Annotated in this window: 22 protein-coding genes and 1 pseudogene; 12 read left to right on the top strand and 11 right to left on the bottom strand. The window is 73.7% G+C overall.

Translation table 11 applies throughout. From position 1 onward, the window contains the following. Positions 1 to 21 precede the first annotated feature (21 nt). Positions 22 to 2,742, bottom strand: coding sequence for an FHA domain-containing protein (locus IH44_RS0120775; protein ID WP_232795025.1), 2,721 nt, complete (start codon positions 2,740 to 2,742; stop codon positions 22 to 24). Positions 2,743 to 3,000: 258 nt separating this feature from the next. On the opposite strand from IH44_RS0120775, the gene serB reads away from it, so the two are divergent. Continuing rightward, positions 3,001 to 4,263, top strand: a complete 1,263-nt coding sequence (gene serB / locus IH44_RS0120770; protein ID WP_030461149.1) for a phosphoserine phosphatase SerB — start codon at positions 3,001 to 3,003, stop codon at positions 4,261 to 4,263. An 11-nt stretch (positions 4,264 to 4,274) separates the two neighbouring features. On the opposite strand, the gene IH44_RS0120765 is transcribed toward serB, so the two are convergent. From IH44_RS0120765 to IH44_RS0120755, 3 genes are all read right to left on the bottom strand, one after another. Beyond that, positions 4,275 to 4,802 (bottom strand): histidine phosphatase family protein, encoded by a 528-nt coding sequence (locus tag IH44_RS0120765; RefSeq protein WP_030461148.1) that lies wholly within the window; start codon positions 4,800 to 4,802, stop codon positions 4,275 to 4,277. Positions 4,803 to 4,903: 101 nt separating this feature from the next. Further along, entirely contained in the window at positions 4,904 to 5,026 is a 123-nt protein-coding gene (locus IH44_RS49140) for an SGM_5486 family transporter-associated protein (protein ID WP_255358097.1), read from the bottom strand. A gap of 10 nt (positions 5,027 to 5,036) precedes the next feature. Further along, positions 5,037 to 6,347: an MFS transporter gene (locus tag IH44_RS0120755; protein WP_030461147.1), complete on the bottom strand. Its 1,311-nt coding sequence runs from the start codon at positions 6,345 to 6,347 to the stop codon at positions 5,037 to 5,039. A 77-nt stretch (positions 6,348 to 6,424) separates the two neighbouring features. On the opposite strand from IH44_RS0120755, the gene IH44_RS0120750 reads away from it, so the two are divergent. Then, positions 6,425 to 7,099, top strand: a complete 675-nt coding sequence (locus IH44_RS0120750; RefSeq protein ID WP_030461146.1) for a FadR/GntR family transcriptional regulator — start codon at positions 6,425 to 6,427, stop codon at positions 7,097 to 7,099. Between the two features lie 90 nt (positions 7,100 to 7,189). On the opposite strand, the gene fabI is transcribed toward IH44_RS0120750, so the two are convergent. Next, a complete protein-coding gene (fabI, locus tag IH44_RS0120745) occupies positions 7,190 to 7,957 on the bottom strand; it encodes an enoyl-ACP reductase FabI (RefSeq protein WP_030461145.1) in 768 nt (255 codons plus the stop codon). Positions 7,958 to 7,959: 2 nt separating this feature from the next. After that, on the bottom strand, positions 7,960 to 8,679 hold the full coding sequence (gene fabG / locus IH44_RS0120740) for a 3-oxoacyl-[acyl-carrier-protein] reductase (protein WP_030461144.1): 720 nt from the start codon (positions 8,677 to 8,679) through the stop codon (positions 7,960 to 7,962). A 254-nt stretch (positions 8,680 to 8,933) separates the two neighbouring features. Between fabG and IH44_RS0120735 the strand changes: the two genes are divergently transcribed. The 6 genes from IH44_RS0120735 to IH44_RS0120710 all read left to right on the top strand — a co-directional run bounded on the left by IH44_RS0120735 (position 8,934) and on the right by IH44_RS0120710 (position 14,661). Then, positions 8,934 to 10,064, top strand: a complete 1,131-nt coding sequence (locus IH44_RS0120735) for an MBL fold metallo-hydrolase (RefSeq protein WP_030461143.1) — start codon at positions 8,934 to 8,936, stop codon at positions 10,062 to 10,064. A 136-nt stretch (positions 10,065 to 10,200) separates the two neighbouring features. After that, a complete protein-coding gene (locus IH44_RS0120730) occupies positions 10,201 to 11,727 on the top strand; it encodes a TldD/PmbA family protein (RefSeq protein ID WP_030461142.1) in 1,527 nt (508 codons plus the stop codon). Next, a complete protein-coding gene (locus IH44_RS0120725) occupies positions 11,727 to 13,121 on the top strand; it encodes a metallopeptidase TldD-related protein (RefSeq protein WP_030461141.1) in 1,395 nt (464 codons plus the stop codon). The genes IH44_RS0120730 and IH44_RS0120725 overlap by 1 nt, the downstream gene beginning before the upstream one ends. 25 nt (positions 13,122 to 13,146) lie before the next feature. Next, positions 13,147 to 13,695, top strand: a complete 549-nt coding sequence (locus IH44_RS0120720; protein ID WP_030461140.1) for an RNA 2'-phosphotransferase — start codon at positions 13,147 to 13,149, stop codon at positions 13,693 to 13,695. 130 nt (positions 13,696 to 13,825) lie between these two features. Next, positions 13,826 to 14,176, top strand: coding sequence for a DUF3099 domain-containing protein (locus tag IH44_RS0120715; RefSeq protein WP_030461139.1), 351 nt, complete (start codon positions 13,826 to 13,828; stop codon positions 14,174 to 14,176). Positions 14,177 to 14,412: 236 nt separating this feature from the next. Beyond that, on the top strand, positions 14,413 to 14,661 hold the full coding sequence (locus IH44_RS0120710) for a hypothetical protein (protein ID WP_030461138.1): 249 nt from the start codon (positions 14,413 to 14,415) through the stop codon (positions 14,659 to 14,661). Positions 14,662 to 14,691: 30 nt separating this feature from the next. Here the strand turns inward: IH44_RS0120710 and moaA are convergent, their stop codons facing one another. The 4 genes from moaA to IH44_RS0120690 all read right to left on the bottom strand — a co-directional run bounded on the left by moaA (position 14,692) and on the right by IH44_RS0120690 (position 19,020). Next, positions 14,692 to 15,681, bottom strand: a complete 990-nt coding sequence (gene moaA / locus IH44_RS0120705) for a GTP 3',8-cyclase MoaA (RefSeq protein WP_030461137.1) — start codon at positions 15,679 to 15,681, stop codon at positions 14,692 to 14,694. A gap of 101 nt (positions 15,682 to 15,782) precedes the next feature. Then, on the bottom strand, positions 15,783 to 17,390 hold the full coding sequence (locus IH44_RS0120700) for a cation acetate symporter (protein WP_030461136.1): 1,608 nt from the start codon (positions 17,388 to 17,390) through the stop codon (positions 15,783 to 15,785). Continuing rightward, the gene (locus tag IH44_RS0120695) at positions 17,387 to 17,764 is read right to left on the bottom strand and encodes a DUF485 domain-containing protein (RefSeq protein WP_035955807.1); all 378 of its coding nucleotides are present in this window, start codon (positions 17,762 to 17,764) and stop codon (positions 17,387 to 17,389) included. The genes IH44_RS0120700 and IH44_RS0120695 overlap by 4 nt, the downstream gene beginning before the upstream one ends. A 212-nt stretch (positions 17,765 to 17,976) precedes the next feature. Continuing rightward, positions 17,977 to 19,020, bottom strand: coding sequence for a zinc-dependent alcohol dehydrogenase family protein (locus tag IH44_RS0120690; protein WP_030461134.1), 1,044 nt, complete (start codon positions 19,018 to 19,020; stop codon positions 17,977 to 17,979). Between the two features lie 124 nt (positions 19,021 to 19,144). Here IH44_RS0120690 and IH44_RS0120685 point away from each other — a divergent pair, with 124 nt between their 5' ends. Further along, positions 19,145 to 20,134 carry a DEDDh family exonuclease gene (locus tag IH44_RS0120685; protein ID WP_030461133.1) on the top strand — a complete coding sequence of 330 codons (990 nt, stop codon included), beginning with the start codon at positions 19,145 to 19,147 and terminating at the stop codon, positions 20,132 to 20,134. Between the two features lie 31 nt (positions 20,135 to 20,165). After that, positions 20,166 to 20,963, top strand: a complete 798-nt coding sequence (locus IH44_RS0120680; protein WP_030461132.1) for an SURF1 family protein — start codon at positions 20,166 to 20,168, stop codon at positions 20,961 to 20,963. A gap of 162 nt (positions 20,964 to 21,125) precedes the next feature. Here the strand turns inward: IH44_RS0120680 and IH44_RS0120675 are convergent, their stop codons facing one another. Further along, on the bottom strand, positions 21,126 to 23,420 hold the full coding sequence (locus IH44_RS0120675; RefSeq protein ID WP_035955805.1) for a SpoIIE family protein phosphatase: 2,295 nt from the start codon (positions 23,418 to 23,420) through the stop codon (positions 21,126 to 21,128). Between the two features lie 168 nt (positions 23,421 to 23,588). Between IH44_RS0120675 and IH44_RS48215 the strand changes: the two are divergent. Beyond that, positions 23,589 to 24,014, top strand: a pseudogene (locus IH44_RS48215) (carbohydrate binding domain-containing protein); the annotation flags it as partial. 48 nt (positions 24,015 to 24,062) lie between these two features. Continuing rightward, complete coding sequence (locus IH44_RS48210) at positions 24,063 to 25,094, top strand: right-handed parallel beta-helix repeat-containing protein (protein WP_051817121.1); 1,032 nt, start codon at positions 24,063 to 24,065, stop codon at positions 25,092 to 25,094. Positions 25,095 to 25,101 lie beyond the last annotated feature (7 nt).

Here is a 25,101-nt window from a genome sequence, read left to right as displayed (position 1 = left end):
CCTCGCCGTGCGCGCCGCGGGTCAGCCGTTCTGCATGACCTCGGGTTCGTGCCGCTTCTGGAAGCGCTGGACCGCCAGTCCGATGCCCACCGAGATGACGATCATGACGGTCCAGTTGAGGAACATCATGCCCGCGGAGTGGTCCCAGATGGAGTCCAGCGGGGGCGTCTCCGGGGGCTTGACCACCACCACGGGTGAGACGTGGGCGAGGTCGAGCGTGTTGCCGCTGGCGGCGACGCCCCAGCGGGCGGGCATCAGCCAGCCGAGCTGCTCGAGGCCGGGCTTGTCGAAGAGCTGGAAGATGGCGCCGGTGAAGACCATCTGGACGATGGCGAACATGACCAGCAGCGGCATGGTCTTCTCGGCGGTCTTGACCAGCGAGGAGATCGCCAGGCCCACCATCATCGAGGTGAAGCTGAGCAGGATCACGCCGACGGACATCTCGACCGCGGGCAGGTGCTTGAGGAGCAGGCCCTCGGCGGGGAGCTTGCGGACCTTGAAGGCGATCGCCGAGATGATGCCGCCCTGCAGGAAGCTGATCGCGCCGAGCACGATGAACTTCGAGGTCAGGTAGGCGGAGCGGGACAGGCCGGTGGCGCGTTCCCGTTCGTAGATCGCGCGTTCCTTGATGAGTTCGCGGACCGAGTTCGCCGAGCCGGACAGGCAGGCGGAGAACGCGACGACCATCAGGATCAGCCGGGCGATGTCGTTGCGGCCGCTGGCGCAGGGCGCCAGGCCGCACTTGCTGGGGATGACGGCGGAGACCGCGCCGAGCACCAGGGGGAGCAGCAGGGACAGCGCGATGAAGCCCTTGTCGGAGGCGATCACCGCCAGGTAGCGGCGGATCAGCGTCCACAGCTGGGAGCCCCAGCTCTGCGGCTTGGGCGGGCGCAGCTGGTTGAGCGCGTTGGGCTGCTGCACCTGGGAGACCGCGGCGTCCACGTTGGCCGAGTACTGCCGGTAGTGGACGGAGTTGCGGTAGCGGCCGGCCCAGTCGTGGTCCGGGTAGTTCTCGAACGCCTGGAAGACGTCGGCCCAGGTCTCGTAGCCGAAGAAGTGCAGGGCCTCGCCGGGCGGGCCGAAGTAGGCCACCGAGCCGCCGGGGGCCATCACCAGCAGCCGGTCGCAGAGCGCGAGTTCGGCGACCGAGTGGGTGACCACCAGGACGGTGCGGCCGTCGTCGGCGAGGCCGCGCAGGGTCTGCATGACCTCGCGGTCCATGCCCGGGTCGAGGCCGGAGGTGGGCTCGTCCAGGAAGATCAGCGAGGGCTTGGTGAGCAGCTCCAGGGCGACCGAGACGCGCTTCTGCTGGCCGCCGGAGAGCGCGGTGATCCGGTTGTCGGCGCGCTTGTCGAGGCGCAGCTCGTACAGCACCTCGTCGATCCGGCGGTCGCGCTCGGCGGCCTCGGTGTCGCCGGGGAAGCGCAGCCGGGCCGCGTACTTGAGGGCGGTGCGGACGGTGAGTTCCTTGTGCAGGATCTCGGACTGCGGGACCAGGCCGATCCGGGAGCGCAGTTCGGCGAACTGGCGGTACAGGTTGCGGCCGTCGTAGAGCACGTCGCCGCGGTCGGCGGGGCGGTAGCCGGTGAGGGCGCGCAGCAGGGTGGACTTGCCGGAGCCGGACGGGCCGATCACCGCGACCAGGGACTTCTCCGGGACGGAGAAGCTGACGTCGTTGAGCAGGACCTTCTTGCCGCCCTTGAACTCGACCTCGACGGTCAGGTGGTGGGCGGAGAAGGAGACCGCGCCGTCGTCGACGAACTCCTGGAGCTGGTCGCCGACCAGCACGAAGGAGGAGTGGCCGACGGTGAGCCGGTCCTGCGGGCCCATCAGCTGGCGGCGGGTGGGCTGGCCGTTGAGGAAGATCCCGTTGTGGCTGCCGAGGTCGACGATCTCCCAGCGGCCGTCCGGGAGCTGGCGCAGCTCGGCGTGGTGGCGGGAGACCTGGAGGTCGGAGACCACGATGTCGTTGTCGAGCGCGCGGCCGATCCGGATGGTGCGGCCGCCGGCCAGGCTGCGGATCATCGTCGGGTTGCCGAGCCCGCCGACCGAGGCGCCCGGCTGCTGCCCGCCCTGCTGCTGGTGCACCGGCTGCGGCTGCGCGGGCTGCTGCGGCGGGAACTGCTGCTGCACCGGCGGCTGCTGCTGGAACTGCGGCTGCGGCGGCTGGAACTGCTGCGGGGCCGGCGCGGCGACCTGCTGCTGCGGGAAGCCGGGGCGCGGGGTGGGTGCGTCCCAGCCCTGCGGGATCGGCTGCTCGACCGGCGGCGGCCGGTGGCCCTGCGCCGCGGCGGCCGGCCCGGGGCCGAACTGCTGCTGCTGGTACGGGGCCTGGCCCTGCTGCGGGCCGGGGGCCCGGCTGGTGGCGGCCTCGTGGATGCTGCCGCCCTGCGGGGCGGAGGCGGCGGCCGGCGCGGTGAAGGCGAGCCGGGGCCCGTTCTGGCCGTTGCCGAGGTGCACGACGGTGCCGGGGTGGACCGCGCTCTGGGCGACCCGGGCCCCGGCGACGAAGGTGCCGTTGGTGGAGCCGTGGTCGGTGAACTGCCAGGTGGCGCCGTCGAAGCTCAGGCTGGCGTGCCGCCAGGAGACCCTGGCGTCGTCGAACGGGAAGTCCGAGGCCGGATCACGGCCGATGGTGTAGGCACGGCCGGGTTCGAGTACCCGCTGCCGGCCGTCGATTTCTAGTACGAGTTGCGGCAACTCTCCGCCCGCCCCGCTCTCCGGTCCCCCAGGATGTTGCATCTGACGGGGGAATCATTCCAGCCCCGCCGGTGTACTCGGAAGTCGGGCCGGGCTTCTGTGACCGGTCGGCAACCAGGTCGGGACGGTGCCGGGGCCCGCGGCGGGGCTTCCCACGGGGCTCGGGCAGGGCGGCGGGCGGGGCCGCGGGCGGGTGCCGGGCGGGTGCCGGGCGGGTGCCGAGCGGCGGCCCGGCGGGCGTCCCACCTCGCGGACGCCCGCGATCGGGACGGGGGCGGGCCGGGTAGCGTGGGGGGCACCATGAACGCAACTGATCCGGCCGCTCAGGCCCTTTCCGCCGCGCCGCCCGTGAGCACCGACGCCGAGCGCACGCTGCTGGTCAAGGTGTTCGGCAAGGACCGCCCCGGGATCACCGCGGGCCTGTTCGACCGGCTCGCCGGCTTCGACGTCGAGGTGATCGACATCGAGCAGGTGGTGACCCGTGGCCGGATAACGCTGTGCGCGCTGGTCACTCCCCCGGCCGCGCCGGGTGCCGAGGGCGCGCTGCGGGTGACGGTGCACCGCTGGGCGGAGGAGCACAAGCTCCAGGCCGAGATCATCTCCGGCACCGGCGACAACCGCTCGCGCGGCGAGGGCCGTTCGCACGTGACGGTGCTCGGCCACCCGCTGACGGCGGCCGCGGTGGCCGCGCTGTCGACCCGGGTGTCGGAGGCCGGCGGCAACATCGACCGGGTCTTCCGCCTCGCCAAGTACCCGGTGACGGCCGTGGAGTTGACCATCTCGGGGGTGCCGACCGAGGAGCTGCGCGCGGTGCTGGCGGTGGAGGCCGCGGTCCAGCGGGTGGACATCGCGGTGGTCCGGGCGGGCCTGCACCGGCGGGCCAAGCGCCTGGTGGTGATGGACGTGGACTCCACGCTGATCCAGGACGAGGTGATCGAGCTGTTCGCGGCCCACGCGGGCTGCGAGGAGCAGGTCGCCGCGGTGACCGCGCAGGCGATGCGCGGCGAGCTGGACTTCGCCGAGTCGCTGCGGGCCCGGGTGGCGCTGCTGGCCGGGCTGGACGCGGCGATCACCGAGAAGGTCCGCGCCGAGGTCCGGCTGACCCCGGGCGCCCGGACGCTGATCCGCACCCTGAAGCGGCTCGGCTACCAGGTGGCGATCGTCTCCGGCGGGTTCACCCAGGTCACCGACCACCTGGTGGAGCGCCTGGGCCTGGACTTCGCGGCCGCCAACACGCTGGAGATCGCGGACGGGAAGTTCACCGGCCGGGTGACCGGCGAGATCGTCGACCGGGCCGGCAAGGCCCGCTGGCTGGCCCGGTTCGCCGAGCGGGCCGGGGTGCCGCTGGAGCAGACGGTGGCGATCGGCGACGGGGCCAACGACCTCGACATGCTGAACGCGGCCGGTCTCGGCGTCGCGTTCAACGCCAAGCCGGTGGTCCGCGAGCAGGCCGACACCGCGGTGAACGTGCCGTTCCTGGACACCGTGCTGTACCTGCTCGGGGTGACCCGCGAGGAGGTCGAGGCGGCCGACGAGCTGGACGGCACGCCCACCGAGGACTGAACCGACGCGGATCAGTCCTGCGGCATGAAGTACGAGTCGAGCCGGGCCACTCCGGGCTCGACCAGCTTCCACGGGCCCCCGAAGCTGAGCACGGCGACCGCGGCGGGCGGGAAGCCGTTCAGGCGCAGCCGGTTGAGCGCCTCGGTGTCGCCCTCGTCGCCGGCCAGCACCTGGGTGAGGCCGAGCACGCCGGGGTTGTGGCCGACCAGCAGCAGGTCGGCGTGCTCGTCGGGGGTCTCCTGGATCACCTCGATCAGCCGGCCGGGCTGGGCCTCGTACACCCGGTCCTCGTAGACCGTCTTCCGGGCCCGCTTGGGCAGCTCGTGGGCGACCAGCTTCCAGGTCTCCCTGGTCCGCAGCGCGGTGGAGCACAGCACGTGGTCGGGGTTGACCCCGGAGTCCGCCAGCCAGCGGCCCGCGTCGACGGCCTGGCCGCGGCCGCGGTCGGCGAGCGGGCGGTCGTGGTCGCTGACCTGGTTGGGCCAGTCGGCCCGGGCGTGGCGGAGGACGATGATCCTACGAGGGGTGTCGGCGCTCATACCCCTAGAGCTTCGCAGAAAACCGCCGTCCGGTCGCGTGGTCCGGGAAGCTGCCACCCCTGCGGGTGGCGGTGCCTCCGGAGCCGCCCCGGGGCGGCGGTTCAGCCCATCGCCTGCGCCACCGTCGCCACGACGGCGATGACCACGACGATGGCGGCGATCAGGCCGAGCATCTGCAGCAGCTTCTTCTGCCCGCCCTGCGGGTTCGGGTCCAGTACTGGCATGGCGCCGAGCCTAACGGACGGCCTCGTCCTCGATGTGCCGGGCCCTGGCCGCGCGCAGGCCGACCAGCATCTGCGGCACCAGCAGCAGCGCGAGCAGGCCCAGCGGCAGGTACCAGCGGCCGGTGCTCTGGTAGAGCGCGCCCATCAGGATCGGGCCCGGGATGGAGATCAGGTAGCCCAGGCTCTGCGCGAACGCCGACAGCTGGGTCACCCCGCCCGGGGTGCGGGCGCGCAGGCCGAGCATGGTCAGCGCCAGCGGGAACGCGCACATGGACAGGCCGACCAGCACCGCCCACAGCCACGGCACGGTGCCGGCCGCGAACATCAGCCCGAGGAAGCCGGCGATCCCGGCCAGGCCGAGCACCACCACGTACAGCCGCTGGTCGCCGCGCCGGGCGGCCAGGTTCGGCAGCAGGAAGGAGACCGGCACGCTGACCGCCATCACCAGGGCCAGCAGCACGCCGGACGCGGACTCCGAGACCCCGGCGTCGTGGTAGATCTTCGGCAGCCAGCCCATCGCGCTGTACGCGCTGGTGGACTGCAGGCCGAAGAACGCGGCCAGCGCCCACGCGGTGCGGCTGCGCAGGATCGGCAGCTTGACGTGCGCGGCCGCCGGGCCCGCCGCCGCTGTCGCGGTCGCCGGGCCGGACTTCTCCCGGCGGGCGAACAGCACCCCCAGCCAGACCAGCAGCGCGACCAGTGCGAGCAGGCCCCAGACGCCCAGGCCGAGCCGCCAGTCGCCGCCCATCGCGTTCGTCAGCGGCACGGTGGTGGCGGCGGCCAGCGAGGTGCCCACCGACAGCGACATCGAGTAGAGGCCGATCATCGGCGCCACCCGGTCCGGGAAGTACCGCTTGATCACCACCGGGATCAGCACGTTCGCCAGTGCCACCCCGGCCAGCGCCAGCGCGGTCAGCAGCAGGAACACCACGGCGGAGCCGGTGAACGAGCGGGCCAGCACGCCCGCCGCGATCGCGGCCATGGCGGCCGTCACCACGGCGATCGGCCCCATCCGGCGGGCCAGGCCGGGGGCGCAGACGCCGAGCAGCGCGAAGCACAGCGGCGGCACCGCGGCCAGCAGGCCGGCCGTCGTGGCGCTCATCCCGAGCCCGTCGCGGACCGGGTCGAGCAGCGCGCCGAGGCTGGTGACCACGGGGCGCAGGTTCACCGCGGCGGCGGCCACCGCGACGGCGAGCAGGACGGCGGCGCCGTTGCGCACGGCGGCGGGGGCGACGGCCCCGGGGGTGGTCTTCTCGGTGGACGGGGCGGCGGGTGGGCGGCTCCCGGTCTCGGTGGCGGCGGGGTCTGCTGCGGTAGACATGGCGCAATCATAGAATCATGGGATGACTTACCGCACCCCGGTATCCTGATGACGTGGACCACAGAAGGAGCACGACCTTGGCGCTGTCGACCACCCGCCGCACCCCGCTCTCCGACCAGGTGATCGCCCAGCTCCGGGCCCAGATCACCTCCGGCGAGTGGCCGGTGGGTTCCCGCATCCCCACCGAAGCGGAGCTCGTCGACCAGCTCGGCGTGGCCCGCAACACCGTCCGCGAGGCCGTCCGGGCCCTCGCCCACAACGGGCTGCTCGACATCCGCCAGGGCTCCGGCACCTACGTCCTGGCCACCAGCGAGCTCGCGGGCGTCCTGCACCGCCGGTTCGCCGACGCCGACCAGGACCAGGTCGCCGAGCTCCGCTCCACCCTGGAGACCTCCGCCGCCGGCTTCGCCGCCCTCCGCCGCACCGCGCGCGACCTCGAACTCCTCGACGCCGCGCTCGCCCGCCGCGACGCCGCCTGGCACGCCGGCGTCCCCGAGGACTTCATCCAGGCCGACGCCGCCTTCCACCAGGCCGTGGTCGCCGCCGCCCACAACGACGTCCTGGCCGCCGTCTACGCCGACCTCGGCGAGGTCCTGCGCGCCCACCTGCGGCACGACGTCGGCCCCGACCTGCTCCCGCACCGCTGGGTCCCGCACGCCGCGATCCTCGACGCGATCCGGGCCGGCGACCCGGAGAAGGCCGCCGACGAGGCGGGCCGGGCGATCGGCTTCTGCAAGGCCGAGAACCGCTAGCCCCCGCGGGCGTTCCCGCGCCCCGCGCCGCCCGAACGCCCGCGGGGCCCGGCGACGCGTGCGGTCACCGGGCCCCGCGGGGCGGAGCGCTTACGCCCCGATCGCGTGCAGGCCGCCGTCCACGTGGACGATCTCGCCGGTGGTCTTCGGGAACCAGTCGCTGAGCAGCGCGACGACGCCGCGGCCGGCCGGCTCCGGGTCGGTGAGGTCCCACTTGAGCGGGGAGCGGGAGTCCCAGGTCGCGGCGAGGTCCGGGAAGCCGGGGATCGACTTCGCGGCCATCGACCCGATCGGGCCGGCCGAGACCAGGTTGCAGCGGATGTCGCGCGAGCCCAGGTAGCGGGCCAGGTACCGGTTGGTCGACTCCAGGGCGGCCTTCGCCGGGCCCATCCAGTCGTACTGCGGCCAGGCGAACTGCGCGTCGAAGGTCAGGCCGACCACCGAGCCGCCGTCCTGCATCAGCGGGAGCAGCGCCGTGGTGAGCGACTTGAACGAGTACGCGGAGACGTGCATCGCGGTGGCCACGGACTCCCACGGGGTGTCCAGGAAGCTGCCGCCGAGGGCGTCCTGCGGCGCGAAGCCGATCGAGTGGACGATGCCGTCGAGGGTGGGCAGGTGCTCGCGGACCTGGTCGGCGATGCCGGCCAGCTGCTCCGCGTTGGAGACGTCGAGCTCCAGGACCTTGACGGGGTTGGGCAGCTTCTTGGCGATGCGCTCGGTGAGGCTGGGCCGGGGGAAGGCGGTGAGGATGATCTCGGCGCCCTGCTCCTGGGCCAGCTTCGCGGTGTGGAAGGCGATGGAGGACTCCATCAGCACACCGGTGATCAGGATGCGCTTGCCTTCGAGAATTCCAGTCATGGTCAGTGACCCATGCCCAATCCGCCGTCGACGGGAACGACGGCTCCGGTGATGTACGCGGCCTCGTCGGAGGCCAGGAACCGCACGGCCGAGGCGATCTCGGCGGGGGCGGCGTAGCGGCCCAGCGGGACGCCGGAGACGATCTCCTGGCGGCGCTCCTCGCTGAGCACCGCCGTCATGTCGGTGTCGACGAAGCCGGGCGCCACCACGTTGACGGTGATGCTGCGGGAGCCGAGCTCGCGGGCCAGCGAGCGGGCGAAGCCGACCAGGCCGGCCTTGGAGGCGGCGTAGTTGGCCTGCCCGGCGGAGCCGCTGAGGCCGACCACCGAGGAGATCAGCACGACCCGGCCCTTGCGGGCCCGCAGCATCTTCGCCGCGGCGCGCTTGACGACCCGGAAGGTGCCGGTGAGGTTGGTGTCCAGGACGGAGCTGAAGTCGTCCTCGGACATCCGCAGCAGCAGGGTGTCCTTGGTGATGCCGGCGTTGGCGACCAGCACCTCGACCGGGCCGTGGGCGGCCTCGATCTCGGTGAAGGCGGCGTCGACCTGCGCGGCGTCGGTGATGTCGGCGCGGACGGCCAGCACGTCGTACTTGGCGAGTTCCGCCGGGACCTCGCCGCTCCGGCTGGTGATGGCGACCTTGTCGCCCGCCTCGGCGAAGCTCTGGGCGATGGCCAGGCCGATGCCCCGGTTACCTCCGGTGACCAGTACCGAGCGGCTCAAGGGTCCACCTCTTCTCTCGATGTGCGTACGTTGTGCGTCCGCGGCTGCGCGCGCAGTTCACCTGCGACGCTATCGGTAGGGTGCGAGCGCGGACGAAGCGGCCTCCGACAGGGGCGTCCGACGAGAACTGTCGCATCTCCACAATGGAGTCATCCAGGGGGCGGGGAACGCCGCGCAGGTCGCGGGCGTTGCCCCGAAGGTGTTCCGGAGAGCCCGGGGCGCCGATTCCGGGCGAGCCGATCGGAGCGGACGCAATGAGTGGTGCACACCCTGACCGGACCGGTCGCCGCAGGCTGGCGGCGCTGGCGGCGCTGGCCCTGGCGGGCGCGGCGGCGTGGGCGCTGCGCGAGGTCCCGGCCCAGTTCGGGCGCCGTCCGGACGCGTCGGACCTGCGGCTGCGGGCGTCCCCGCAGTACCGCGACGGGGTGTTCCACAACGCGCCGTCCGAGGTGTCCGCCGGGGCACCGGGCCGGCCCGACTCAGCGACGCTGCGCCGGATGCTGTTCGAGAAGGAGGGCCGGGTCCCGGCCGCGCCGGTGCCGCTGGCGGTGCCGGAGGTGTCCGGCGGGGCGTCCGAGGGCGTCGCGGTGACGTGGTTCGGGCACGCCTCGGCGCTGCTGGAACTGGACGGCTGCCGGGTGCTGGTGGACCCGATCTGGTCGGACCGCTGCTCGCCCTCGCAGCTGACCGGCCCGAAGCGGCTGCACCCGGTGCCGGTCGAGCTGGCCGAACTCCCGCAGGTGGACGCGGTGCTGATCTCGCACGACCACTACGACCACCTGGACATGGCCACCGTGCGCCGCCTGGTCGAGCTGCAGTCGGCGCCGTTCGCGGTGCCGCTGGGCATCGGCGGCCACCTGCGCCGCTGGGGCGTGCCGGAGCACCGGATCATCGAGCTGGACTGGGACGAGACCTGCACGCTCGGCGAGTTGACGCTGACGCTGACCGCCGCGCACCACTTCTCCGGCCGCAGCCTGGCCCGCAACACCACGCTGTGGGGCTCCTGGGTGGTGGCCGGCCCGGAGCGCAAGGTGTTCTTCACCGGCGACTCCGGCTACTTCGAGGGCTTCGCCCGGATCGGCGAGCAGCACGGCCCGTTCGACGCGGCGCTGATGGCGATCGGCGCGTACGACGACGCCTGGGCCGACATCCACCTGAACCCGGAGGAGGCGGTGCGGGCGCACCTGGAGCTGCGCGGCGGGCTGCTGCTGCCGATCCACTGGTGCACCTTCAACCTGGCGCCGCACCGCTGGGCGGAGCCGGTGGAGCGGCTGCTCGCGGAGGCCAAGGCCCAGGCCGTGCCGCTGGCCGTGCCGCGGCCGGGGCAGCGGGTCGAGGTGGCCAACCCGCCGGAGCTGGACGGCTGGTGGGAGGCCCTGGCGTAACGCCGTTCTGACGGGTCGTCAGCGCGGCGCGGCGAATATTGGCTGGCCGTACGCCCTGCGGCCGGGGATGATGCGAGCGGGTGCGCCCTCGGCCGGGGGCGGCCCGCCGCGTCCGACCCTCGACCCAGGGAGCCCGATGCCCCCCTCCGCGCTGGATCCTCAGTTCCTCTCCTACCCGTTGCGCCCGCTGGCGGACGCGGCCCTCTCGCGGGCCCGGCAGCTGGGGGTGTCGCACGCCGACTTCCGCCTGGAGCGGGTCCGTTCGGCGTCCTGGCGGCTGCGGGACGCCCGGCCGGCCGGCTCGTCGGACACGGTGCAGCTGGGCTTCGCCGTCCGGGTCCTGCTGGACGGCGCCTGGGGCTTCGCGGCGGGCGTCGACCTGACGCCGGAGGCGGCGGCCGCGGTGGCCGAGCAGGCGGTGGCGGTGGCCCGGCTGTCGGGCGGCATCAGCCGCGCCGCGGGCTCCGCCGAGCGGGTCGAGCTGGCCCCGGAGCCGGTGTACCCGGCCGCCGAGTGGGTCTCCGCGTACGAGGTGAACCCGTTCGACGTGCCGGACGCGGAGAAGACCGGCCTGCTGGCCGACTGGTCCGCCCGGCTGCTGGCCGCCGACGGCGTCTCGCACGTGTCGGCCGCGGTGCTGACGGTGCAGGAGAACAAGTTCTACGCGGACACCGCGGGCACCGTGACGACCCAGCAGCGGGTGCGCCTGCACCCCTGGCTGGAGGCCACCAGCGTGGACGAGCGCACCGGCGCCTTCGACTCGATGCGCACCATCGCCCCGCCCGCGGGCCGCGGCTGGGAGTACCTGCGCGGGGTCGGCTGGGACTGGGACGCCGAACTCGCCGAGCTGCCCGGGCTGCTGGCCGAGAAGATGCGGGCGCCGAGCGTCGCCGCGGGCCGCCACGACCTGGTGATCGACCCGTCCAACCTGTGGCTGACCATCCACGAGTCGATCGGCCACGCCACCGAGCTGGACCGCGCGCTCGGCTACGAGGCCGCCTACGCGGGCACCTCGTTCGCCACCTTCGACCGGCTGGGCAGCCTGAAGTACGGCTCCGAGCTGATGCACGTCACCGGCGACCGCACGGCCGAACACGGCCTGGCCACCATCGGCTGGGACGACGAGGGCGTCGCCACCCAGTCCTGGGACCTGATCCGCGACGGCGTCCTGGTCGGCTACCAGCTCGACCGCCCGATGGCGAAGCTCAAGGGCTTCGAGCGCTCCAACGGCTGCGCCTACGCCGACTCCCCGGCGCACGTGCCGGTGCAGCGGATGGCCAACGTCTCGCTCCAGCCGGCCGCCGACGGACCGGACACCGCGGGCCTGGTCTCCCAGGTGGAGAACGGCCTGTACATCGTCGGCGACCGCTCCTGGTCGATCGACATGCAGCGCTACAACTTCCAGTTCACCGGCCAGCGCGCCTACGCCATCCGCAACGGCGAACTCGCGGGCCAGGTCAAGGACTTCGCCTACCAGGCCACCACCACCGACTTCTGGGGCTCGATGAGCGCCGTCGGCGGCCCGCAGACGTACGTGCTCGGCGGGGCCTTCAACTGCGGCAAGGCCCAGCCGGGCCAGGTCGCCGCGGTCAGCCACGGCTGCCCGTCCGCGCTGTTCCGCCAGGTCAACGTCCTCAACACCCAGCAGGAGGCGGGTCACTGATGTCCCTCACGCACCCCCACGAGCTGGTGGAACGCGCCCTCGAACTCTCCCGCGCGGACGGCTGCGTGGTGATCGCCGACGAGGAGTCCACCGCCAACCTGCGCTGGGCCGGCAACGGCCTGACCACCAACGGCGTCACCCGCGGCCGCCGCCTCACCGTGATCGCCACCGCGGACGGCGCCACCGGCACCGCCTCCGGCGTGGTCGCCCAGGAGGCCGTCACGCTCGACGAGGTCGAGCAGCTGGTGCGCGCCGCCGAGGCCGCCGCCCGGGCCGCCGAGCCCGCCGAGGACGCCCAGCCGCTGATCGCGGGCCGGGCCGCCGACCCGCGCTTCACCGAGGCCCCCGAGACCACCGACATCGGCGTGTTCACCGCCTTCGCGCCCGCCCTCGGCGAGGCCTTCGCCCGGGCCCGGGCCAACGGCGAGCTGCTGTACGGCTTCGCCCGGCACGAGCGCACCACCTCCTACCTGGGCAGCTCCACCGGCCTGCGGCTGCGCCACGACCAGCCCACCGGCACCGTCGAGCTGAACGCCAAGACCGCCGACCTGTCCGCCTCCGCCTGGGCCGGCGCCGCCACCCGGGACTTCACCGACGTCGACGTCACCGCCCTGCACACCGACCTGACCCGCCGCCTCGGCTGGGGCCGCAAGCGGATCGACCTGCCCGCCGGCCGCTACGAGACGCTGCTGCCGCCCTCCGCCGTCGCCGACCTGATGGTCTACCTGTCCTGGTCGGCCGGCGCGCGGGACGCGGTGGAGGGCCGCTCGGTGTTCTCCAGGCCGGGAGGGGGCAGCCGGGTCGGCGAGCAGCTCAGCCCGCTGCCGCTGACCCTGCGCTCCGACCCGGCCGAGCCGGGCCTGCAGGCCGCCCCGTTCGTGCTCACGCACTCCTCGGGCGAGAACGACTCGGTGTTCGACAACGGCTCCCCGCTGGCCGCCACCGACTGGCTGCGCGACGGCCGCCTGGCCAACCTGCTCACCACCCGGCACTCCGCGGGCCTGGCCGGCCTCCCGCTCACCCCGCCGGTCGACAACCTGGTGCTGGAGACCTCCGCCCCCGGCGCGCCGGGCCTGGACGAGATGGTCGCCCGCACCGAGCGCGGCCTGCTGCTCACCTGCCTCTGGTACATCCGCGAGGTCGACCCGGCCACCCTGCTGCTCACCGGCCTCACCCGGGACGGCGTCTACCTGGTCGAGAACGGCGAGGTGGTCGGCGCCGTCAACAACTTCCGCTTCAACGAGTCCCCGGTCGACCTGCTCGGCCGGATCACCGAAGTGGGCCGCACCGAACGCTGCCTGCCCCGCGAGTGGGGCGACTGGTTCACCCGGGCAGCGATGCCGCCGGTCCGGGTGCCCGACTTCAACATGAGCTCGGTCAGCCAGGCCTCCTGAGCCGACCGGAACCCGAGGGGCCCCGATGGACGAGAAACGCACCGTGAAGACGTCGAAGATGCTCTCCCGCATCCTGCGGCACGACCCGGGCGCCATCGGGGTCACCCTGGACGCGGCGGGCTGGGTGGAGGTCGACGCCCTGCTCGCCGCGCTGGCCCGGCACGGCCGCCCGCTGAGCCGCGCCGAGCTGGACCACGTGGTCGCCACCAACAACAAGCGCCGCTTCGCCTACTCCGAGGACGGCTGCTCGATCCGCGCCAGCCAGGGCCACACCGTCGAGGTCGACCTCGGCCTGCCCGCCGCCACCCCGCCGGACGTGCTCTTCCACGGCACCGCCGAGCGCACCCTGCGGTACATCCTGGCCGAGGGCCTGCGCCCGATGTCCCGGCAGGACGTGCACCTGTCCGCCGACACCGGGACGGCCGTCAAGGTCGGCTCCCGGCACGGCCGCCCCGTCGTCCTGGAGGTCGACGCGGCGGCGATGGCCCGGGACGGGCACGAGTTCCGGGTGTCCGCGAACGGCGTCTGGCTGACCGGCCCGGTCCCCGTCCAGTACCTGCGCCGCACGCCCTGACCCCCACCCGGGCCCGACCCGCGCGCCCCGCCGGGCGCCGCGCCGGACCCGGGTGGGTCCGGTCGGCGTCAGCGGGGTTACCGTGGTCGACCGTAGGGCCGCACCGACCCGAGGAACGGATGGGGACGACATGCCCAAGAACGCGGACGACGGCCAGGTCTTCCGGATCACCGGGGCCCGCAGCAGCCTGAGCGAGGACGTCCGGGGGCGCCAGCGCCGCTACGTGGTCTCGATGCTGATCCGCACCGCGTGCGTCCTGCTCGCCGTCGTCCTCTGGGACGTCCAGCGCTGGCTGGCCTTCGCCGCGCTGGCCGGCGGCATCCTGCTGCCCTACTTCGCCGTCCTGATCGCCAACGCGGGCCGCGAGCGCGCCCCTGGCCTGCCGTCGACCTTCGCCTTCTCCCCCGACACGCCGCTGATGCTCGGCCCGGGCGGCACCGGGGGTCGCGGTGCGGGGGCCGAGAATCAGCCACAGGACTGAGAATCCCTCAAATCCGCTGTCCGGTATGGACGTTCATATGCCGCTATGACCGCCCGAAAGCTCAGACGATCCTCAAATTAATCATCGGACAGGCGCACCGACGGCCCTTCCGCCGTGCCATACTTCCTTAGCGCTCCGCATCCCCCGTCGGAGCGACAGACCGACGCCGGGCAGCTCCCCCCGTGGCTGCCCGGCGTCGTCATGCCCGGACCCGGACCGGACATAGGATCGACCGCATGGACACCCCCGCGCATCCCCTCTTCGGCACTCCCCCCGGCGGCCCCGACAGCCCCGAGGGCCCCCCGAAGTGCTCCGCCAAGGGCTGCCGCGACCTCGCCGCCTGGTCCCTGCGTTGGAACAACCCCAAGCTGCACACCCCCGACCGCCGCAAGACCTGGCTCGCCTGCGACGCCCACCGCGACTCGCTCAGCCAGTTCCTGGCCGTCCGCGGCTTCCTCAAGGAGACCGAGCCCTTCTCCGGCTGAGCCCCGCTCCGGGCCCCGGCAGCGCCGCGCTCAGCCGCCGATCGCCGACATCGGCCGCTCCGGCTGGAGGAACTCCGGCCGGTCGATGCCCGCGCCGGCCTTCTTGCCCCACATCGCCGCCCGCCACAGCTTCGCCAGCTCCGCGTCGCCCGCGCCGGAGCGCAGCGCGCCGCGCAGGTCGGTCTCGCCGGTGGCGAACAGGCAGTTGCGGACCTGGCCGTCGGCAGTGAGCCGGGTGCGGTCGCAGGCCCGGCAGAACGGGCGGGTGACGGAGGCGATCACGCCGACCGTCGCGGGCCCGCCGTCGACCAGCCAGCGCTCGGCGGGGGCGGCGCCGCGGGCGGCGGCCGGTTCGGGGGTCAACTCGAAGCGGGTGCGCAGCAGTTCGAGGATCTCCTCGGCGGTGACCATCCGGCTGCGGTCCCAGCCGTGCTGCGCGTCCAGCGGCATCTGCTCGATGAAGCGCAGCTGGTAGCGGTGCTCGATCGCCCAGGCCAGCAGGTCGGCGGCCTCGCCGTCGTTGACGCCGCGCATCAGGACGGCGTTGAGCTTGACCGGCCGCAGCCCGGCGGCCTCGGCGGCGGCCAGGCCGTCGAGCACGTCCTGGTGGCGCTTGCGCCGGGTGAGCCGGGCGAAGGTGTCGGGGTCGAGGGTGTCGAGCGAGACGTTGACCCGGTCGACGCCGGCGTCGCGCAGGGCGGGGGCGATCCGGGCCAGGCCGATGCCGTTGGTGGTGAGCGAGATCTCCGGCCGGGGCTCCAGCGCGGCGCAGGCGGCGATGATCGCCACCAGCCCGGGCCGCAGCAGCGGTTCCCCGCCGGTGAAGCGCACCTCCCGGACGCCCAGCGAGCCGACCGCGAGGGCGACCAGCCGGACGATCTCCTCGTCGGTGAGCAGTTCGGGCTTGCCGAGCCAGTTGAGGCCCTCTTCGGGCATGCAGTAGGTGCAGCGCAGGTTGCACCGGTCGGTGAGCGATACCCGCAGGTCGACGGCCTGCCGGCCGTAGGTGTCGAGGAGCATCCGGCGCCCGCCTTTCCTGGAAAAAGCCCGCTGGCCCGGCCACCGTGCGGTGGCCGGGCCAGCTTAACGCCGCTCCCGGACACCGCCGGGGAGGTGTTCGCTCAGTGGGCGCCCAGGCCGGTGAGCGAGCGGACTTCCAGTTCAGCGTACTTCGCCGGGTCGGCCTTCTCCCGGGAGAGGTAGGTGCCGATCACGCCGGCCAGGAAGCCGACCGGGATGGAGACCAGGCCGGGGTTCTCCAGCGGGAACCAGTCGAAGGAGGCGCTCGGGACGAGCGCCTTGGCGTTGCCGGAGACCACCGGGGAGAAGACCACCAGGGCGACGGAGGTGATCAGGCCGGCGTAGGTGGAGGCGACCGCGCCGGTGGTGTTGAACCGCTTCCAGAACAGCGAGTACAGCAGGGTGGGCAGGTTGGCGGAGGCGGCGACCGCGAAGGCCAGCGCGACCAGCGCGGCGGCGTTCAGCTTGTCGGCGAAGATCGACAGCAGGATGGCGACCGCGCCGATCGCCACCGCGGCGAGCTTGGCGCTGGCCACCTCCTCCTTCTCGGTGGCCTTGCCGCGCCGGATCACGTTGGCGTACAGGTCGTGGGCGAAGGAGGACGAGGACGCCAGGGTGAGTCCGGCGACCACGGCCAGGATGGTGGCGAAGGCGACCGCGGAGATCACCGCGAGCAGCACCGCGCCGCCGGTGGTCCCGGCGCCGCCGCCGAGGTGTTCGGCGAGCAGCGGGGCCGCGGTGTTGCCGGACTTGTCGGCGGACAGCGCCTTGCGGCCGACCAGGGCGGCGGCGCCGAAGCCGAGGGCGAGCGTCATCAGGTAGAAGACGCCGATGATGCCGATCGACCAGAGCACCGACTTCCGGGCGGTGCGCGCGGTGGGCACGGTGTAGAAGCGCACCAGGATGTGCGGCAGCGCGGCGGTGCCGAGCACCAGGGCGATGCCGAGGCTGAGGAAGTTGAGCTTGGTGGTGCCGTTGGTGCCGTACTTGAGGCCGGGTTGCAGGAACTTGTCGCCGCTGCCGCTGGCCTTGGCGGCGGAGCCGAGCAGTTCGGACAGGTTGAAGTGGAACTTGGCCAGCACCAGGACGGTCATCAGCCCGGCGCCGAGGATCAGCAGCACGGCCTTGATGATCTGCACCCAGGTGGTGCCCTTCATGCCGCCGATGACGACGTACAGCACCATCAGGGCGCCGACCGCGACGATGGTCCAGCGCTTGGCGGAGTCGCTCTGGGCGCCGAGCAGCAGGGCGACCAGCGAGCCGGCGCCGACCATCTGGGCCAGCAGGTAGAAGATCGACACCACGATGGTGGAGATGCCGGCGGCGGTGCGGACCGGGCGCTGGCGCATCCGGAAGGCCAGCACGTCGGCCATGGTGTAGCGGCCGGAGTTGCGCAGCGGTTCGGCGACCAGCAGCAGGGCGACCAGCCAGGCGACCAGGAAGCCGATCGAGTAGAGGAAGCCGTCGTAGCCGGAGAGCGCGATGGCGCCGGTGATGCCGAGGAAGGACGCGGCGGACATGTAGTCGCCGGAGATCGCCAGTCCGTTCTGGAAGCCGGTGAAGCTGCGGCCGCCGGCGTAGAAGTCGGAGGCGTCGCGGTTGTTGCGGCCGGCCCACAGGGTGATGCCGAGGGTGGCGACGACGAACACCCCGAACAGGGACATGATCAGGGTGCGGTGGTCGCTCGCGGAGGTGGCCAGCTGCGTCATTCGGCGGCCTCCTCGGCCACGGCGGTGTGGTCGGCGCCCTGGGCGGGCAGCGTGGCGTCGGCCCGGCCGCGGATCACGGCGGCCCGCGGGTCCAGTTGCCGGTCGGCGAACCGGGCGTACCAGGCGGCGATGGCAAAGGTGCTGGCGAACTGGAGGAGCCCGAGCACCAGCGCGATGTTGATGTTGCCGACGACCTTGGTGCTCATGAAGCCGGGGGCGTAGCAGCTGAGCAGGACGTACAGCAGGTACCAGAGGACGAATCCGGCCGTGACCGGGAAGGCGAAGTTCCGGAAGGAGCTCCGGAGTTGCCGGAACTCCGGTGACTCCTCGATACGTTGGAACGATTCGGGGGCTGTCTCGGGCGGGGGTGCCACGCGGGGTCTCCTGACGTCTTCGGTGCGACGGACGATCAGATGGACGTGAGTGACGTCACATTGAGTGCGCTGCATGCTAGATCGAGGAGCGGGTGCCGAGAAGCTTCCCCACGCGATGTGGCCGAAAACTGACCAGAACACGCCACCGGGGCGGCCGCTTTGCGGCCACCCCGGTGTGATGATCAGTCAATTGTCCCTGTTCGCGGGCCGGTTCAGAACGCGATCCGGACCTTCAGCGCCGTCCGCTCGTCCATCGCCCGGTACCCCTCCGGCACCTCGTCCAGCCCGATCGTGCGGTCGAACACCGCGCCCGGGTCGATCGCCCCGGAGAGCACGTCCGGCAGCAGCTCGGGGATGTACGCCCGGGCCGGGGCGACGCCGCCGACCAGCCGCACGTTCCGGCCGAACATCTGGCCGATGTCCACGCCCGCGCTGCCGCCGTGCGGCACGCCCACGTAGCCGACCGCGCCGCCGTCCCGGGCGATCGACAGCGCGGTGCGCATCGACTCCTCGGTGCCCACCGCCTCCAGCACCGCGTGCGCGCCCTGCCCGCCGGTCAGCTCCCGGACCGCCTCGACCGCCGCCTCGCCGCGCTCCGGCACCACGTCGGTGGCGCCGAACGAGCGGGCGATCGCGGTGCGGCCCGCGTGCCGGCCGAGCGCGATGATCCGGCCCGCGCCCAGCCGGTGCGCGGCCAGCACGCCGCACAGCCCGACCGCGCCGTCGCCGACCACCGCGACCGTCGCCCCGGGCCGCACGCCCGCCGAGACCGCCGCGTGGTGCCCGGTCGCCATCACGTCGGACAGCGCCAGCAGCCCGGGCAGCAGCTTCGCGTCGCCGGCCGCCTCCTTGGGCAGCTTCACCAGCGTCCCGTCCGCGAACGGCACCCGGACCGCCTCGCCCTGCCCGCCGTCCGACCCCGGGGTGCCCCAGAACCCGCCGTGCGGGCAGGAGGTCTGCAGGCCCTCGCGGCAGTACTCGCACACGCCGTCCGACCAGACGAACGGGGCCACCACCAGGTCGCCGACCGCGAAGCCGCGCACCTCGGCGCCGGCCTCCTCGACGAAGCCCAGGAACTCGTGCCCGATCCGCTGCCCGGCCTGGCGCTTGGAGACCCCCCGGTACGCCCACAGGTCGCTGCCGCAGATGCAGGCGTTCAGCACCCGGACCACGACGTCGGTCGGCCGCTCGATCCGCGGGTCCGGCACCTCCTCGATCCGGATGTCCTGGGGGCCGTGGATCACGGTGGCGCGCATGAGGGAGTTCCTTCGTTCTACGGGGTACCGCGGGCGTCCGCACCCGCGTCTCCAGTGCCAAGGCACCGCCCGCCCCCGCTATTCCGTCCGGAGCCGCCCGCCGCTCCCCGTACAGTGGTGCGTTATGTACGCGCCATTCCCGACCTCGCCGCTCCCGGCACCGCGCACCGGCCCCGGCGGGGGCCCCGGGCGCGGCTTCGCCGTGGTCGACGTGGAGACCACCGGTCTCGGCCGCTCCGACCGGGTGATCTCGGCGGGCGTCTACCAGCTCGACCCGGACGGCGAGATCACCGACCACTGGTACACCCTGGTCAACCCCGAGCGGGACCCGGGACCGGTCTGGATCCACGGCCTGACCAGCGAGGTGCTGGCCGGCGCGCCGACCTTCCCGGAGGTCGCCGCCGAGTTCGCCGAGCGGCTGCGCGACCGGGTGCTGGTCGCCCACAACGCGCTGTTCGACTGGAACATGATCTCCCGCGAGTTCTCCCGGGCCGGCCTGCGCGCCCCGGTCGAGCAGCGGCTGTGCACCATGGTGCTGGCCCGCGACCTGCGGCTGCCGCTGCCCAACGGCAAGCTCTCCTCGCTGGCCGCCCACTTCGGCGTGCACCAGCGCCAGGCCCACCACGCGCTGGACGACGCCCGGGTGCTGGCCGAGGTGTTCCGCCCCTCGCTGGAGCTGGCCCGCAGCGGCGGCGTCCCGCTGCCGCTGACCGCCTGCGTCGCCGTCACCGACCTCGGCGAGGACGCCGCCGCCACCGCGGCGGCCCCGGCCCGCGGCTCCTGGAGCTCCTCCTACCGCCCCGGCCGCAAGCGCCCGGCCTGCCCGTACCCGAACCCGGGCCGCTGGGCGGACGGCTCCCCGCTGGTGCAGGGCATGCGGGTGGCGATCACCGGCGACACCGCCACCGACCGCGAGCTGCTGGAGGACCGGGCCACCGAGGCCGGCCTGCACATCGCCTCCTCGGTCAGCCGGCTCACCAGCCTGCTGGTCACCAACGAGCCCACCTCGTGGAGCGGCAAGGCCCGCAAGGCCCGCGAGTACGGCACCCCGGTGGTCGGCGAGGACGCCTTCCTGCAGCTGCTGCGCGAGGTCGCGCCGCACCCCGGTGCCTGACGCGGCGGTAAGGAGGGTTAGCGTGCCGGGTGTGTACCGATTCCTGCTGTCCCTGCGCTGGGCGGTCATCGTCCTGGTGGCCGCGGTGCTGGTCCCGACCATGATCAAGCTGGGGTTCTGGCAGTACCACCGGCACGAGGCACGGGTGGCCCGCAACGACCTGGTGGCGCGCAACCTGGGCAGCGCCCCGGTCGCCTTCGACTCGCTCTCCTCCCCCGGCTGGTCCGTCCCGACCGGCGAGGTCTGGCGCACCGTGACCGCCACCGGCAGCTACGACACCGCGCACGAGGTGGTCGTCCGCGGCCGCACCGAGCCCGGCGGCTCCACCATCGGCTACTTCGTGGTCACCCCGCTGGTGCTCGCCGACGGCAGGGGCTCGGTGCTGGTCAACCGCGGCTGGGTGGAGTCCGCCGCGGACGCCGCCAGCATCCCGGACGTCCCGGCCCCGCCGTCCGGCGAGGTCACCGTCACCGGCCGGCTGCGCGCCGACGAGACGTACGCCTCGCTGGGCGTGAAGAACCGCGGCGGCCTGCCCGAGCGGATGTACAAGGTGATCAACACCGCCGAGCAGGCCAAGTACGCGAACAGCACCGTGCTCGGCGGCTACCTGGAGCTGTCCTCCTCCCGGCCCGCCGCCGACCCCTCCCCCGAGCTGCTCGCCGAGCCCGGCCACTCCGACATCGGCCCGCACATGGCGTACGCGATCCAGTGGTGGCTGTTCACCTCGCTGATCCCGATCGGCCTGGTGGTGATGGCCCGCCGCGAGGCCAAGCAGCACGCCACCGAACGGACCGCCGAGGCCGGGGAACTGGTCGGCGCTACCAGCTGAGCGGGGGCGGGTCGGGGCCTGCCTGACGGCCCCGCCGGATCAGCGCGCGTTGTTGGGCGCCCGGCTGGGCGTGCCGGCGAAACGCCCTCGTACTGGAAGTACTCGGGCGTTTTGCCGGTGCGGCCAGGCGGGATGCCCGGCGGCGCGCGCCCGGCGGGGTCGTCAGGCAGGCCCCATCGGCTGCTCGGCCCAGATGGTCTTGCCGCTGCGGGTGTAGCGGCTGCCCCAGCGCTCGGTCAGCTGGGCGACCAGGTACAGGCCGCGGCCGCCCTCGTCGGTGAGCCGGGCCCGGCGCATCCGCGGCTGGGTGGCACTGGGGTCGGAGACCTCGCAGGTCAGCACCGAGGAGCGGATCAGCCGCACCATCACCGGCCCGCCCGCGTACCGGATCGCGTTGGTGACCAGCTCGCTCAGCACCAGCTCGGTGGTGAACACCAGCCCGTCCAGCCCCCACTCCTCCAGCGTCCGGGTGGCGGCCTCGCGCACCCCGGCGACCGCCGACGGGTCGGCCTCGATGGTCCACACGGCGGTGTCCGCGGGCGGCACCGGGTGCAGCCGGGCCAGCAGCAGCGTGACGTCGTCGCTGAGCCCGGCGGTGGACATCTCGGCGACGATCGCCCGCCCGGCCGCCGCCAGGTCCCCGCCCAGGTCGGCCTCGCCGAGCCGGACGGCCAGCTGCGCCATGCCCTCGTCCAGGTCGCCGCCGGTGCCGCCCTCGATCAGCCCGTCGGTGTACAGCGCCAGCACGCTGCCGCCGCGCAGCGCGCACTCGACGGTCTCGAACGGCAGCCCGCCGACGCCGAGCGGCGGCCCGGGGTTGACCGGCAGGTACTCGACCCGCCCGTCGGGGTGCACCAGGGCGGGCGGCGGGTGCCCGGCGCTGGCGGCCTGGCAGATGCCGGAGACCGGGTCGTAGACGGCGTACACGCAGGTCGCCCCGGACGGGTCGGCGACGCCGCGCTCGCGCTCCTCCTCGCTGCCCTCGACGACCAGCTGGGAGACCAGGTCGTCCAGGTGCACCAGCAGCTCGTCGGGCTCCAGGTCGAGGTCGGCCAGGGTGCGCACGGCGGTGCGCAGCCGGCCCATGGTGGCGCTGGCCTGCAGGCCGTGGCCGACCACGTCGCCGGCCACCAGGGCGACCCGGGCGCCGGAGAGCGGGATCACGTCGAACCAGTCCCCGCCGACGCCGGTCGCGGTGTCGGTGGGCCGGTAGACGCTGGCGGTGGTGGCGGCGGGCACCGCGGTCTCGGCGGGCGGCAGCAGCGAGCGCTGCAGACCGACGGCGGCCCGGTGCTCGCGGGTGTAGCGGCGGGCGTTGTCGAGGGCGAGCGAGGCCCGGGCGGCGATCTCCCGCAGCAGTTCCAGGTCCTCGCCCGCGTACGGGCCGTCGTCGGGGCCCCGGTGGACGGTGACCCGGCCGAGCGGGCCGCCGCGGGCGTGCAGCGGGGCGCTCATCGTGGGCCGTCCGGCGGCCGCGGCGGCGGGGCGGCCGAGCTCCTCGCGGGCGATCGGTCCGAGCGGCCCGAGCGGGCGGTCGTCGGGCCCGGGCGGCCCGGCGGTGGCGGTGCGGCGGACGGGGAGCAGCCCGTCGGCGCCGGGCACCGGTTCGTCGCCGGTGAAGACGGCTTCGGCGATGTCCACCTCGGCGCGGTCGCCGAGCCCGGGCACCAGCACGCCGGCCAGGTCCTCGGCGGTGCCGGCCACCGAGAGCGAGCCGCCGACGGCGGCGGTGGCCCGGTGCAGCACGTCGGCGCGCCGCCGGTAGCGGTGCAGTTCGGTGACGTCGCCGAACAGCGCGGTGACGCCGATCAGCGCCCCGTCGGGGGCCTGCAGCCGGAAGGCCTGCACCTCCATCATCACGGCGGGGCCGGGGTCGTCCAGGGTGCGGATCGGCAGTTCGGCCCGGACCACCGGCTCCCCGGTGTCGAGCACCCGGCGCAGGATCGCCTCGGCGTCCTCGGCGTCCCGGGGCTGCAGGAAGTCGCCGAGCCGGTGGCCGGCCAGGTGGTCGGGCAGTCCGGTGTAGGGCAGCAGGTGGGTGTTGGTGCGCAGCAGCCGCAGGTCGGTGTCGAAGAAGGCCAGGCCGAGCCGGTCCTGGAGGAACAGTTCCCGGGTGAACGCCTCGTCCTGGCGCCACCGGGTGACGGTGTCGGCGGGGGTGGCCAGCACCAGGGCCCGGACCTCGCCGTGCTCGCCGGCCAGCGGCAGCACCTGGTAGGCGACCTCCAGCGGGGGGCCGCCGCCGGTGCGCAGCCGCACCTCGCCGGCCCGGCGGCCGAGCGCGGCGGCGTCGGCCGTGGCGTCGGCCAGCAGGTCGGCGGCCGGGCGGCCGGTGACCTGGGCGGCGGCCAGGCCGAGCAGCTGCTCGGCGGCGGCGGTCCAGCCCACGACGCGTCCGTCGCCGTCGACCAGGGCCGCCGCGACGCCGTCGATGTTCGGCAACCGCCGACTGTCCATGCGCTGCACCTCGGGTGGGTGGTCCGATTCCCCCATCTTCGGACGGTTCCCGGCCGCGCGCCATCGACACCCGGTCGGCGCACACCCATTGACGCCCCGTATTGGTCTAGTCCAAATTGGCCGTGCACATGCCCTGAACGCTCTTTCCCCCACTCTGGAGCGACTTCCATGACGCACCGCCTCCACCGCGGCGCCGCCGCGACCGGCGCCCTGGCCCTGGGCTCCGCCGTGCTGGCCCTGCTGCCCGCCCAGGCCGGCGCGGCCACCGAACTCCTGGCCAACGGCGGCTTCGAGTCCGGCGCGCTCTCCCCCTGGAGCTGCACCGGCACCGCCGCCCTCACCGCCTCCGGGCCGCACTCCGGCGCCGCCGCGCTGAGCGCCACCCCCGGCGCGGGCGACCTCGCCCCGTGCACCCAGGGCGTCGACGTCCAGCCGAACACCGGCTACACCCTGTCCGCCTGGGTGAAGGGCTCCTACGTCACCCTCGCCGCCACCGGCACCGGCGTGTCCACCTCCACCTGGGCGAACGCCGCCGGCTGGACGCAGCTCACCCGCACCTTCACCACCGGCCCGGACACCACCCGGGTGACGGTCGCCCTCAGCGGCTGGTACGGCAGCCCCTACCAGGCCGACGACGTCTCGCTGACCGCCCTCGGCGCCGTCCCGTCCACCCCGCCCCCGTCCTCCTCCGCGCCCGCCTCGCCCTCCCCCTCGCCCTCCGCGCCCGCCTCCCCCTCGCCCTCCGCCACCACCCCGACGCCGTCCGCCCCGGCCTCCTCGGCCGCCGCGAACACCGTCCGGGTCTCCACCGCCAAGGAGCTCCAGGCCGCGCTGAGCGCCGCCGTCCCCGGCCGCACCATCCAGCTCGCCGACGGCACCTACAGCGGCAACTTCAAGATCACCACGGCGGGCACGGCCGCCGCCCGGATCACCCTGACCGGCTCGCCGAACGCCGTCCTCACCACCTCCACCGGCGGCGGCTACGGCCTCTCGCTGGCGAACGCCCCCTACTGGACCGTCCAGGGCATCACCGTCACCAACGCCCAGAAGGGCATCATGGTCGACTCCTCGGACTACGTGGTGCTCGACGGCGTGACGGTCCACCACACCACCATGGAGGGCGTGCACTTCCGCAACTCCTCCAGCCACGGCGTGCTGCGCAACTCGACCGTGCACGACACCGGCACCGCCCACGACGGCAAGGGCGAGGGCGTCTACGTCGGCACCGCCAACACGCTCACCGACAAGAGCGACTACGTGCAGATCGTCGGCAACACCATCGGCCCGAACATCGGCGCCGAGAACATCGACCTCAAGGAGGGCACCACCGGCGGCCTGGTCTCCGGCAACCGCTTCGACGGCAACGGCCTGACGAACATCAACTACGACGACTCCTGGGTCGACGTGAAGGGCAACGGCTACGTCATCGAGAACAACACCGGCGTGCGCACCATGAACGACGGCTACCAGACCCACACCCAGCAGCCCGGCTGGGGCTGCGGCACCGTCTTCCGGGGCAACAGGTCCGACCTGACCGGCGCGAACGGCGCCAACGCCGCCAAGTACGCGATCGACGTCACCAACTACTCCGCCGACTGCCCGGTCACCGTCACCGCCGACAACACCGTCACCGGAGGCACCGCCCTGGTCAACCCCGGCATCCCGGTGGGCTGACCCGGCG

This window comes from Kitasatospora sp. NRRL B-11411, assembly GCF_000721345.1.
Lineage (GTDB): Bacteria > Actinomycetota > Actinomycetes > Streptomycetales > Streptomycetaceae > Kitasatospora > Kitasatospora cineracea.
The sequence above is the reverse complement of the archived record's forward strand: the minus strand, read 5'-3'. Positions and strand labels throughout refer to the sequence as shown.